General features: G+C 68.6%; 9 protein-coding genes. 4 read left to right on the top strand and 5 right to left on the bottom strand.

Annotation, left to right across the window (positions count from 1 at the left end; all coding sequences use genetic code 11):
• Window positions 1–10 precede the first annotated feature (10 nt).
• Together JF542_RS17565 and JF542_RS17560 are read left to right on the top strand one after the other, a co-directional pair.
• On the top strand, window positions 11–706 hold the full coding sequence (locus JF542_RS17565) for a hypothetical protein (protein WP_207076852.1): 696 nt from the start codon (window positions 11–13) through the stop codon (window positions 704–706).
• On the top strand, window positions 667–1,362 hold the full coding sequence (locus JF542_RS17560; RefSeq protein WP_207076798.1) for an N-acetylmuramoyl-L-alanine amidase: 696 nt from the start codon (window positions 667–669) through the stop codon (window positions 1,360–1,362). Before JF542_RS17565 ends, JF542_RS17560 begins: the two co-directional genes overlap by 40 nt.
• A 228-nt stretch (window positions 1,363–1,590) precedes the next feature.
• Here the strand turns inward: JF542_RS17560 and JF542_RS17555 are convergent, their stop codons facing one another.
• Window positions 1,591–2,601: a hypothetical protein gene (locus JF542_RS17555; RefSeq protein WP_207076797.1), complete on the bottom strand. Its 1,011-nt coding sequence runs from the start codon at window positions 2,599–2,601 to the stop codon at window positions 1,591–1,593.
• Between the two features lie 76 nt (window positions 2,602–2,677).
• Window positions 2,678–3,370, bottom strand: a complete 693-nt coding sequence (locus JF542_RS17550; RefSeq protein WP_207076796.1) for a metal-dependent hydrolase — start codon at window positions 3,368–3,370, stop codon at window positions 2,678–2,680.
• 314 nt (window positions 3,371–3,684) lie between these two features.
• Between JF542_RS17550 and JF542_RS17545 the strand changes: the two genes are divergently transcribed.
• Window positions 3,685–4,962, top strand: coding sequence for an O-acetylhomoserine aminocarboxypropyltransferase/cysteine synthase family protein (locus tag JF542_RS17545; RefSeq protein ID WP_007801303.1), 1,278 nt, complete (start codon window positions 3,685–3,687; stop codon window positions 4,960–4,962).
• A gap of 63 nt (window positions 4,963–5,025) precedes the next feature.
• Here the strand turns inward: JF542_RS17545 and JF542_RS17540 are convergent, their stop codons facing one another.
• On the bottom strand, window positions 5,026–5,715 hold the full coding sequence (locus JF542_RS17540) for an SIMPL domain-containing protein (protein WP_007801304.1): 690 nt from the start codon (window positions 5,713–5,715) through the stop codon (window positions 5,026–5,028).
• 167 nt (window positions 5,716–5,882) lie between these two features.
• Here JF542_RS17540 and JF542_RS17535 point away from each other — a divergent pair, with 167 nt between their 5' ends.
• Window positions 5,883–8,594, top strand: a complete 2,712-nt coding sequence (locus tag JF542_RS17535) for a hypothetical protein (RefSeq protein ID WP_207076795.1) — start codon at window positions 5,883–5,885, stop codon at window positions 8,592–8,594.
• A 66-nt stretch (window positions 8,595–8,660) separates the two neighbouring features.
• Here the strand turns inward: JF542_RS17535 and JF542_RS17530 are convergent, their stop codons facing one another.
• Window positions 8,661–11,111 carry an ATP-dependent helicase gene (locus tag JF542_RS17530; protein WP_207076794.1) on the bottom strand — a complete coding sequence of 817 codons (2,451 nt, stop codon included), beginning with the start codon at window positions 11,109–11,111 and terminating at the stop codon, window positions 8,661–8,663.
• A 99-nt stretch (window positions 11,112–11,210) separates the two neighbouring features.
• The gene (locus tag JF542_RS24430; RefSeq protein WP_242533814.1) at window positions 11,211–12,368 is read right to left on the bottom strand and encodes a Hint domain-containing protein; all 1,158 of its coding nucleotides are present in this window, start codon (window positions 12,366–12,368) and stop codon (window positions 11,211–11,213) included.
• Window positions 12,369–12,497: the final 129 nt, after the last annotated feature.

The following is a 12,497-nucleotide window of genomic DNA, read 5'->3' as shown; positions in this document are numbered from 1 at the left end:
GGGCAAGATGATGAGATCGGCATTCCTTCTCGGCGTGGCAGCGATGGCGCTGTCCGCCTGCGCCGGAGGCTCGGTGCCCGACAGCGGCGCCGGCGTCGGCTTCGACGATTACCAGACCTACGCCGAGCGTCAGGTGCAGGCCCAGCCCGACGGCACCGTGACCGTGCGCGCACCCTCGCCGGTCGAGACCCGCTCGCTTGACGGCAACGACCTCGAGGCCGAGGCCGCCGCCAGCGCAGCGGCCCAGAATTCCGGCATCGCCCCGGTACAGGCCTCGCCGCAGAACGCCGCGCCCGAGGTGGTGACCGGCGCTGACGGGATCTCGAACGAGAACAATTTCGATGCGGTCTCGGCGCAGCGCGACATCGAGGACGACGCCGCGCTGATCGCCCAGAACCGGGCCCAGTACCAGGTCATCGCGCCGACCGACCTGCCGCCGCGGCCGAACAGCAGCGCGCCCAACATCGTGGCCTACGCGCTGCAGACCACCAACCCCAAGGGCGTGCCGCTCTACGACCGGTCCGGCCGCTATGACGGCAACCCGGTGCCGCGCGCCTGTGGTGCCTACAACTCCTCCGACCTCGCGCAGGAGGCCTTCCTGTCGATGGGCGGTCCGCAGCGCGACCGCCGCGGACTCGACCCCGACGGCGACGGCTTTGCCTGCGCATGGGACCCCGCGCCATTCCGCGCGGCGCGCGGGGGCTGACACCGCTCTGGCACCCGAGCGACAATTTCGGCCCGCGCCGTGATGGCGCGGTGCCCGACATCGTCGTGCTGCACTACACCGCCATGGCAAGCGCCAAAGGCGCGCGCGACTGGCTCTGCCACCCCGATGCCGGTGTTTCAGCGCATTACGTGATCGGCCGGCAAGGCACCGTCTGGCAACTGGTGCGCGAGGACATGCGCGCCTGGCACGCGGGCCTTGGCGCTTGGGGCAGCGTCGCGGAAGTGAACTCGCGTTCGATCGGCATCGAGATCGCCAACACCGGCGCCGAGCCGTTCCCGGAGCCGCAGATGGCGGCGCTCGAAACCCTGCTCGCCGGGATCCTGCAGCGCTGGCGCATTCCGCCCGAGCGGGTGATCGGCCATTCCGACATGACGCCCGGGCGCAAGATCGATCCCGGCCCGCGCTTCGACTGGGCGCGGCTTGCCCGGCGAGGTCTCGCCATCTGCGCCGCCCCCGCGGCACCCGGTGATTTCCATGCCAATGCGCATCGCGTTGGCTACCGCGTAGAGGCCGACCGCCACGACGCGCTGCTCGCCGCCTTCCGCGACCGCTTCCGACCCGGCGCGCGCGGCCCTCTCGACGAGACCGACCGCAGTCTCATGGCAGGGCTCGCCGCGAAATACCCTGCTTACTGAACCGGCACCCTTTTCTGAGACGGCGCGCCGGCGGACACGCCCGGCCTGCCTCCGGCGGGAGTATTTTTGACGAAGAGAAGCCAGGGGCGCGGCGCTCCTGCCTTCTTTGGTTCAAAAATACCTCGGGGTGAATTGGCGCACAGCGCCAAGAGGGGGCTGGCCCCCTGCAACTGGCAGCGGGGAGTGGCCGCGATACGAGGAGGCGCGGTCGGGTCCGTGCGTCCCGCCTCAGCGCATCCAGAAGCCCTCGCGCTTGAGCCGGTTGCGAAACCCCTGCTCGCGCCGGGGCAGGTCGTCCCGATCGAACAGCGCCCGCGCCTTGCGCCCCCGCCCCTGGTAGACCATGCGCTTGATCGGCTCGTATTGCTTCAGCACCTTCTTGATCCGGTTCGGCGCGGTGATCTCCTCGAGCCAATCCACCACCGCGTCGCTTTCGCGTGCGTAGAGCAGTGGCAGCGTGCGGTAATGGCAGCTCACCGCGCCATCAATGAGCCCGTCCGGCAGCGTGTCCCGCCCGCCGCCACAGGACTGGATCACCAGCGGCAAGGCCACCTGGTCGAGCCACGGATCGAGGCTCTGACAGACCAGCTCGGGCGGCGGGTCGTCGCGGATCGCGAGCGCATAGTCCAAGAAGCGCCGCCCGAAGCGGCGCGGGCAGGCGCCGAAGAAGAAACCTGCGTTGAAGTAGAGGTAGCGCTGCCAGTACTCGTCGGGCCAGCGCAGGTCGAGCGAGCTCTCGAAATCAAGACCGAAGCGGTCGTAGAGCGCCTTCCAGGTCTCGGTATATCCGGGGCCGTAGAGCTCGATCTGCGGCCAGGTGCCTTCGCGCCGGAGCGACGCGGTCGGGCGCGCGAAGTCGAACGGCACGCGGGCCAGATCGTCAAGGATCAGCGTGTCGGTGTCGAAGAACACGAAGGGCTCGCCCTCCGGCATGGAGAGCAGTGCCTCGATCTTGTTGCCATAGGCGTAGGCGGCACCGAAATGCAGGCTCTCGAAGGGCAGGATCTCGGCGCCCTGCGCCTCGAGTAGCGCGCGCAGCTCGGGGTCGTCGATGCGCGGATCGAGTGGCCAGAGATCGCCGGGCTGCGGCTCGGCGACGTAGAGCCTGGCGCGGCGCGCGGGCGTGGTGAGCGCCAGCGACAGGGCGAAGAGCAGCGCCTCGTATTGCAGACGTCCGGCCTGGCCCACGATCATCACGTTGACCGGGCCAGCGCCCTCGCTCGTTCCTGTGCCGATCATATCGCTGCGCGCGCCCCGCTTGTTTTGCCCGCACTATAGGCAGGGCGGGGCGCGCCGGGAACCCGGGGTGTGCCCCTCAGAGCGGGATCGCCTCCAGCACCTGCGGCTCGACGACCTGAACGCCGGGCAGGCCCGCGGCCAGCGCCTCGGCCGACTGCGCGAGCGCCGGGAAGGTGCGGTAATGCATGGGGATCACGGTCTTGAAGTCGAAGTAGGTCTTCGCGGCCCAGGCTGCCATCTCCATGTCCATGGTGTAGTAGCCGCCGGCGCTGAGGATACCGATGTCGGGCTTGTAGTAGGCGCCGATCCAGCTCATGTCGGCCATGATCGTGGTATCGCCCGAGAAGTAGATCGTCGTGCCCTCGCCGCGGATGATGAAGCCGGTTTCCATGCCCGTGTACTGGGCGACGCCATCGACCACCATCGACGAGCTGTGCGAGGCGGGCACCATGCTGACCGAGACCTTGCCGAACTGCGCCGTGCCGCCCTTGTTGAAGGCCTGGCCCGCCACCGCGCCCTGGCTCTCGAGCAGGTTGACCAGTTCGAAGATACCCGAAACCGGCAGCGACCTGTCCTTCGAGAGCTGGACGCAGTCGTTGGTGTGGTCGAAATGACCGTGTGTCATCAGGATCTGCGTGGCGCCGTCCAGCGCCTCCTCGATGCGCTCGTCGGGCATCATCGGATTGCCGGTGACCCACGGGTCGATCAGAAGAACCTGATCTTCGATCTCGATTCGGAAGCTGCCATGCCCAAGCCATATGAGTTTCATGAATCCATCCTTGTTTGAATGCGTCTGCCCGGAGCCTAGCGCAGGATGAGGAGGGGTAAAGGGGGCCAGCGCCCTCTTGGCCTGCGGCCAATTCACCCCCCGAGGTATTTTTGAACCAAAGAAGTCAGAAGCGCCGCGCCCCTGGCTTCTCTTCGTCAAAAATACTCCCGCCGGAGGCAGGCCGTTCCCGCCCGCCCGTGCGGCGCGTCAGAAAGGAGCGCAGCGCCGGTCCGGAGAGAAACGAGACGACGGATATTGTGGGGCGCCCCGCAATGGCCTAGGCCTATGGTCGAGGGATCATCAGGGAGGATTTCATGACACACGGCTTCGATACGCTGCAGGTGCACGCGGGCGCCCGGCCCGACCCGGCCACCGGCGCGCGGCAGACCCCGATCTACCAGACCACCGCCTACGTGTTCCGCGATGCCGACCACGCGGCGGCGCTCTTCAACCTGCAGGAGGTCGGCTACATCTACTCCCGCCTGACCAATCCGACGGTGGCGGCGCTGCAGGAGCGGGTCGCGACGCTCGAGGGTGGCGCGGGCGCGGTGTGCTGCTCTTCGGGCCACGCGGCGCAGATCATGGCGCTCTTCCCGCTGATGGGTCCGGGGCTCAACATCGTCGCTTCCACAAGGGCTTATGGCGGAACGATCACCCAGTTCAGCCAGACCATCAAGCGCTTTGGCTGGTCGTGCAAATTCGTCGATTTCGACGATCTCGGCGCCGTCGAGGCCGCGATCGACGACAACACCCGCGCGGTGTTCTGCGAGAGCATCGCCAACCCGGGCGGCTACATCACCGATCTCGATGCCATCGCCGCCATCGCCGACAAGGCCGGGCTGCCGCTGATCGTCGACAACACCTCGGCCACGCCGTACCTGTGCCGACCGATCGAGCATGGCGCCACGCTGGTGGTCCATTCGCTGACCAAGTACATGACCGGCAACGGCACGGTGACCGGCGGCGCGGTGATCGACTCGGGCACGTTCGACTGGTCCGCCTCGGGCAAGTTCCCCTCTCTCTCCGAACCCGAGCCCGCCTATCACGGGCTCAAGTTCCACGAGACCTTCGGCTCGCTCGCCTTCACCTTCCACTCCATCGCCATTGGCCTGCGCGATCTCGGCATGACGATGAACCCGCAAGGCGCGCATTACACGCTGATGGGCATCGAGACCCTGAGCCTGCGGATGCAGAGACACGTGGAGAACGCCCAGCGCGTTGCGGCCTGGCTGGAGAACCATCCGGCGGTCGAGCGGGTGACCTATGCCGGTCTGCCCTCCTCGCCCTACAATGACCGCGTCGCCAAGATCTGCCCCAACGGGGCCGGTGGGCTGTTCACCGTGGCGCTCAAGGGCGGCTACGAGAGTTGCACGAAATTCGTCGATGCACTGCAGATCTTCAGCCACGTGGCCAATCTCGGCGATGCGCGCAGCCTGGTGATCCACTCGGCCTCGACCACCCACCGCCAGCTCAGCGAGGAGCAGCAGATCGCCGCCGGAGCGGCGCCGAACGTGGTGCGGATCTCGATCGGCATCGAGGATCCGGAGGACCTGATCGCAGATCTCGATCAGGCGCTCGCGCAGGCCGGCTGATCGCGCGTCACGTCTTGGACGAAGGGGGAAGCGCCGCGGCGCTTCCCCCTTTTCAGGTCGGACCTACTCGGCGAGTTCGAACACCATGGTCACCCGGGCATTGATGGTGGATTCGCCCGCGGCGATCGGCGCCGCAGCCACCCGGGCCTCCATCATCGGCATCGGAGACGGCGCGTAGCCGCCGCCGGACTCGGAGATCGACAGCACCGGACCGAGCGTGACCCCGGCTGCCTCGGCCAGCACCTTCGCCCGCTCCATCGCATCTGCCACGGCGTCGCGCCGGGCGGCCTCGCTCACCGGGTCGGGATCCTGCAGGCCAAAGCTCAGCCCCGAGAGGCGGTTGGCGCCATCCTCGGTCACCGCGCCCAGCACCGCGCCAAGCTGATCGAGGTCGCGCACCCGCACCGTCAGCCGGTTCGACGCCTCGTAGCCGGTGATCTCGCGCGGGCGGTCGGAATCATGGCTGTTCCAGATCGGCTGCAGCCCGACATCCGAGGTCTGCCGGTCGCGCGCGGCAATCCCCATGGCATCGAGCCGGGCGAGAATCGCCCCAGCGACCTCGGACGCCTCGTTCATCGCGGCGCCGGGGTCGGGGTTCTGCGCACTCACGCCGAGGCTGACCGTGGCCATGTCTGGCACGGCGACGGCCTCTCCCTCGCCCGTGACGGTGAGCTTCGGCGCGCTGTCCTGCGCAAAGCCGGCGCCTGCCGACAAAATGAGCGTGCAGGCGGTGATCAGGGCCAGACGACGCATGGGATCCTCCTCGAGACTGGTAAAGATATCGTCAACATCGGGCCTCGAGCCCCATGTCGCAAGGCTCTGCGCCGCAAGCTTTCTTCCGCTCGGCGGAAGGCTGCTGTAGTCTGCAATGCGAGGGCTGGAGACTCCCACAAACAGCCGAGCAGTGGTAGAGACCGGACATGGTACCGAATTTCGCGCTTTCCCTGTCCTTTGACGGCATCGCTCTGCTTCGGCGGGCGGTCACCGGCTGGATGCAGATCGACCGTGTGGCCTTTGACGATGCCGAGCTGGACCAGTCGCTGGCGGCGCTGCGCGACCGCGCCACGGCCCTGTCCGCCGATGGCGCGCAGGTGCTTCTGGTGCTGCCGAGCGAACAGGTCCGCTTTCTCGACCTCGCCGATCCGGGACCGGACGACGCCGCCCGCGAGGCCGCCGTGGGGGCGGCGCTCGATGGCGCGACGCCTTACGCGGTCGATGAATTGCGCCATGACTGGACGCTGAAGGGCGACAGGCTCTGCGCGGCCGCGGTGGCTCTGGAAACGCTCGACGAGGCCGAGAGCTTCGTGCAGGCACACGGCTTCACGGCGATGGCCTTCACCACGGTGCCGCCAGACGGCGCGTTCGAGGGCACCGTCTGGTTCGGCACCGCACCGGGCTGGAGTGGCGCCACGCCCGAGCGCCTCAGGACACCGATCGAGATCGTAGATGCCACGCCCGATGCCCCCTGGGCCGCAGCGGCCAAACGCGCGTCGGAGACCGTGCCAGAGGCCCCAGAGACCATGCCAGAGACGGCCGCCACCGAGGCGTCCGCGGCTGAACAGGACACGCCCGACGCCACCGACGGGCCGGACCTCTCCGCGCCGGATAGCGCGATCGCGCCCGAGACACCTGTTGCGGACCTCCCCGACGCCGGCCCCGTAGCGCCCGAGAGGGCGCCGGAACCGGCCGCGCCCGAGACCCAGCCGAGCTTCGGCAGCGGCACTTTCGGCCCGGGCGGCGAGGCACGCAGCGATGCGGACGTGCCGCCGCTGCCGGCATCTCGCACCGTGTTGCCGACCCCGTCTGCCACCACCGAACAGCCCTCCGCCCCGAGCTTCTCGAGCATCAGGGCCAGCCGCGTCCCGCCCAAACCCGCCGCCGCACCCGCCCTGAGCGCAGCGCCAGAGGCGCCCGCGCCGGGCAGCGCACCAGCGCTCAGGGCAGAGGCCCCGGCCGGCGCGACCACGCCGCGCAGCGCTGCCGCCAAGCCGGAGACGGCACGAAAGACCCCCGACAAGGGCTTGAAACAAAATCCGAAAGCGGAAGCGCCGGCCGCGGCCGGGGAGCCAAGCAAACCCGCCAAACCCGCGCGCGATCCGCTTCAGGTTGCCGCCATGCGGCGCAACCGCGGTGAGGATCCCGGCCCCGCCACGGCGCAGGTCAGCGCGGCCGCCGCCGTCGACCCGGAGGAAGAGCGCCGCAGAATGACGGTGTTCGGCGCCCGCGGGCACGAGGTCGGTGGCAAGCCACGCTTCCTCGGCCTGATGCTGACCGCGGCGCTGCTGCTGTTTCTCGCCGGCGTCGCCGCCTGGGCCTCGGTGTTCTTGGAGGACGGCATCTCGGGGCTGTTCCAGAGCACCGATGACAATACCGCCATCGCCGAGAGCGCCCCCGCCGAAGCGGTCTCCGACACTGCCCCTCCCGTCGAAGCGGCAGGGCTGGCGGAGGCAGAGCCAGAGGCGCCCGTTGCGCCCGATACGCAGCTGGAAACCGCCGGCCTGAGCGCCGATCCGGCGCCAGAGCCACAGCCGGAGGTCGAGGCCGAGCCCGAGTTCGAGGCGGCAGCCCCGCCTGCCGAACCCGCGCCCGTCGCCGAGGCGGTGTCGCCCGAAGAGGCGGCGGCAAGCTATGCTGCGACCGGTATCTGGCAACGCGCCCCGACCGCCCCGCGCCAGCCCGGCGGCGACGATGTCGATGCGGTCTACATCTCGTCCGTCGATCCAACCGTCGGGCAGCTCGACGCCATCGCCCTGCCCGCGGCGCCAGGTCTCAACGACGATATCGCGCTCGAGCCCGTGCGCCTGCCGCCCGGCCCCGACACTCGCTTCGACCTCGATCCAAGCGGGCTGGTCCGGGCCACGCCCGAGGGCGCGATCTCGCCCGACGGGCACCGCGTCTTCACCGGCCCGCCGCCGCAACGCCCGCCGCGTCGGGCCCCTGCAGAGGCAGCGCCCGAGACCGGCGAGACCGAGGCGCGGGACGGCGCCACGGAGGATGCGTTGCGCGCCGTGCGCCCGCTGGGCCGTCCGGAAGATCTGATCGAGCAGGCCGAACGTGCGAACCTCGGCGGCATCTCCCGCTCTGAACTGGCCGACAAGCGACCCGTGCTCCGACCGGCCAGCGTGACGGCGCAGGCCGAGGCGGTCGTCCCGGTCGCTCCGGTGTCCGAAGAGGTGTCCGAAGACATCGCGACCGCGGTGGAAGAGGCGCTCGAGGAGCCAGACGTGCCAACCGGCACCGCACAGGCGGTGGCGAGCTCGCTCGAACCGCAGATCCGGCCCGGCAACATGTCGAGCCTCGTGCAACAGGCGGCCCGCCGCGCTCCGCAGCCGTCCCAGACCGCCAGCGCCGCACCGGTGCGTGTGCAGCCCGGCCCCCGGGTGCCGCAGAACGCCAACGTGGCGCGCGAAGCCACCACGGCGAACCAGATCAACCTGCGTGACATGAACCTGATCGGCGTCTTCGGCAGCGCCTCGAACCGACGCGCGCTGGTGCGGCTGTCGAACGGGCGGCTGCAGAACGTCAAGGTCGGCGACCGGCTCGATGGCGGGCGGGTCGCGGCGATCGGCGAAGATGAGCTGCGACTGACCAAGAGCGGGCGCAACATCGTGCTGCGCATGCCGCGCGGCTGACGCCTCCCGGCTGGGAAGCCACGTTTCAACCCAACACGTTGGACCGCGTCCCTTGAGGCCGGTCCGCTAGAACGGCACGTCGTTCTCGGCGTGCACGAAGCGCGCCACCACCTTCTTGACCCCGGCCTTCTCGAAATCGATCTCGAGCTTGTCGCCCTCGATGCCGATCACCGCGCCGTAGCCGAATTTCTGGTGGAACACGCGCTGCCCGGTCTCGAAGGCCGAGACCGCCTGAAGGTCGATCACCGTGTTGCGGCTCTCGCGCGGCTGGCTCATCGGGCGCTGGCCCGAGCGCTCCTGCAGCCGCTTCCAGCCCGGCGAGTTGTAGACATTGGCCTCGGCGGCGCGGCTCTCGAGCCCCGATCCGGCACCATAGGGCGCCGCGGCGCCGAAGCCGCCGCCATAGAGCCCCGGCGGGGTCAGCACCTCGACATGCTGCTCGGGCAGCTCGTCGATAAAGCGCGACGGCAGCGCGCTCTGCCACTGGCCAAAAACCCGGCGGTTGCCGGCAAAGGAAATGGTGCAAAGCTGCTCGGCCCGGGTGATGCCCACATAGGCCAGCCGGCGCTCTTCCTCGAGCCCCTTCTGGCCGCTCTCGTCCATCGAGCGCTGCGACGGGAACAGCCCGTCCTCCCAGCCCGGCAGGAAGACCACCGGGAATTCGAGCCCCTTGGCCGCGTGCAGCGTCATGATCGAGACCTTGGCGCCGCTCTCCTCGGTCTCGTTGTCCATGATCAGCGCCACGTGTTCGAGGAAGCCCTGCAGGTTCTCGAACTGGTCCAGCGCCTTGACCAGTTCCTTGAGGTTCTCGAGCCGGCCCGGTGCCTCGGGCGTCTTGTCGTTCTGCCACATGGCGGTGTAGCCGCTCTCGTCGAGGATCATCTCGGCGAGCTCCATGTGGGTCATGCGCGGTGTGCCACGCCGGGTCTCGCCCACGGTGAGCGGTTCCTCGTCGTCGATCACCGCGTCCTCGATGCCGTCATCGGGCACCTCTCCGCCACGCAGCACCGGGCCGAGCATCGCCTCGCGCCAGCGCGCGAGGTTCTCGCAGAGCTGGCGCAGGTGGCCACCGCCCTTGCCCTTGATCCGGCCCTCGTCGACCGCGATGCGCGCCCCGTCGAGCAGCGACACGCCGAACTCGCGCGCGGTGTGCTGGATCAGCTGCTGCGCCTTGTCGCCAAGGCCGCGCTTGGGGGTGTTGACGATGCGCTCGAAGGCGAGGTCGTCATCGGTCGAGACCACGAGGCGGAAATAGGCCATGGCATCGCGGATCTCCATGCGCTCGTAGAAGCGCGGGCCACCGATGACCCGGTAAGGCAGGCCGATGGTCAGGAAGCGATCCTCGAAGGCGCGCATCTGGTGCGAGGCCCGCACCAGAATCGCCATGTCGTCGAGCGATTTGGGATCAAGCCCGCGGGTGCCCTTCTGGAGCGACTCGATCTCCTCGCCGATCCAGCGGGCCTCTTCCTCGCCGTCCCAGTGGCCGATCAGGCGGACCTTCTCTCCGCCCTCCGCGGCGGTCCAGAGCTCCTTGCCGAGCCGGCCCTCGTTGCCCCGGATCACCCCGCCTGCGGCAGCGAGGATATGCTCGGTCGATCGGTAGTTCTGCTCGAGTCGCACGACGTGGGCGCCGGGAAAATCCTTTTCGAACCGCAGGATGTTGCCGACCTCGGCGCCGCGCCAGCCATAGATCGACTGGTCGTCATCGCCGACGCAGCAAATGTTCTTGTGCCCGCCCGCCAGCAGCCGCAGCCAGAGATACTGCGCCACGTTGGTGTCCTGATACTCGTCCACGAGGATGTAGCGGAACCAGCGCTGGTATTGCTCGAGAATGTCGGGATGGGCCTGGAAGATCGTCACCACGTGCAGCAGCAGGTCGCCAAAATCGCAGGCGTTCAGCTCGCGCAGGCGAGTCTGGTACTGCTCATAGAGCTCGGTGCCGCGGTGGTTGAAGGCCGAGGCCTCCGACGCTGGCACCTTCGAGGGCGTCCAGGCGCGGTTCTTCCAGTGGTCGATCAGCCCCGAGAGCTGCCGCGCCGGCCAGCGCTTTTCGTCGATATTGTTGGCCGCGAGCAACTGCTTGAGCAGTCGGATCTGGTCGTCGGTGTCGAGGATGGTGAAGTTCGACTTCAGCCCCGCAAGCTCGGCGTGGCGGCGCAGCAGCTTGACGCAGATGGCGTGGAAGGTGCCAAGCCACGGCATCCCCTCGATCTGCTGGCCGAGCAGCCGGCCCACCCGGGTCTTCATCTCGCGCGCGGCCTTGTTGGTGAAGGTCACCGACAGGATCTCGTTCGGGCGCGCTTTGCCGCTCACCAGCAGGTGCACGATGCGCGAGGTCAGCGCCTTGGTCTTGCCGGTGCCGGCACCGGCAAGCATCAGCACCGGCCCGTCGAGCCGTTCGACCGCCTCGCGCTGCGCCGGGTTCAGATCGTCGAGATAGGGCGCCGGGCGCGCGGCCATGGCGCGCGCGGACAGCGAAGCGCCTTCGAAGGCGTCCATGTCATCGAAACTGCTCATGCCGCCAATCTAGCGGTTGCGCCGCCGGATGGAAAGACGGCGTTCGCGCAATGTTCTCACCATTCTTTTGCAATTGGCAGCGCCGCGCCGCACATCGCGTCAGACAGCCAGCGGCGCGCGGCGGTTGCGGCGGTGGCGCAGCACCAGACGCTTGGCGCGCGGCCCCTCGAGCAGCGGGCGCGAGGCCCGCGGTCCGAGCATGGCCAGCTCGGGGAACAGCGTCAGAACCTCGTCGCGCAGCGCCTCTGGCAGCCCGCCGAAGGCACGGTCGCCGAGATAGAGCGATTCCGTTGGCGCGCCCTCGGCCAGCACGATCTCGTGCCGGTCGAAGAGCAGGTGATAATACGCCACCCCCTCCGGGCCGATCTGGGTGATGCCCTTGAGGTGGCGCAGCTGCCGCGCCGCAACCAGCACCTCGGGCGTGCCGCACATGCGTTCGGCGATCCTCGAGCGCAGCAGCAGCCGGTGCTGCGGCGACACCACGAGATCGCGCCGTGGCAGCCCCTGCCCCAGCGCGCCGGCGCGGATGCGCATCGGGCACAGCCGCGGCATGTCGCGCAGATCCCGCGCGCTCAGCACGCGGCGCCCGACGAAGCGCAGCGTCTGGTCTCCGGAGTCGAGCGTCCGCACGAGATCCCCCGAGCGCAGATCCTCCACGGCGACCTCGCCGCGCGGCGTGGCGATGCGGGTGCCGTGGGCGAAGCACATCACCACGCCATTGCTGTCGGTCAGTTGCGCGTCGTTGCCGATGCCGTCCTGACTGCCGTAGTCGGTATAATTGCTGTCGGTGGTGAAATTCGCCTGATTCGGCGTGCCGTCGAGATCATCGCCGTCGATCTGGGTGAGATCCGTGCCCGGCTGATAGACGCCGGCTGCGCCCGCCACGTATTGCCCGGTGCTGGCGTCCCAGGCGCGCGAGATCGCCACGCCCACCGGATCGTCCTCGATGTAGAGGCCGGTGATGCGGTAGTAGTAGCCGGTGTCGGGATCGACGGTGATCACCTCCCAGTCAGCCTCGACCGTGGAGCCCGCAGCGAAGGTGGTGCCGTTGATGGTGAGCGGCTCGATCAGCGCGGCGCCGCCATCATCGGGGTAATCGCCATCGGCGGTCTGCGCCGAGACATCGCCCGCACTGGAGAACGACATCACGTCGCCGATGGTGGTCCCGACCGTACTTGTATCGTCTGATTGCGATCCGCTGACCGGGTCTGCCCCGGTGATGCTGGACAGCGAAACGATGCCAAATGTGAAGGCCATAAACAGGCGCCCCTTAGCGCAAAACGCGAAACCGAATCTCCCCGAGTAACGGATTGCATTACCCAAAGGCTGAAAATTGACGAAAATCTGGAAATCCGACCGATCCTGCGCCCAACTTTGCAAACAAGT

Source organism: Salipiger bermudensis (assembly GCF_017309175.1).
Taxonomy (GTDB): domain Bacteria; phylum Pseudomonadota; class Alphaproteobacteria; order Rhodobacterales; family Rhodobacteraceae; genus Salipiger; species Salipiger bermudensis.
The sequence above is the reverse complement of the archived record's forward strand: the minus strand, read 5'-3'. Positions and strand labels throughout refer to the sequence as shown.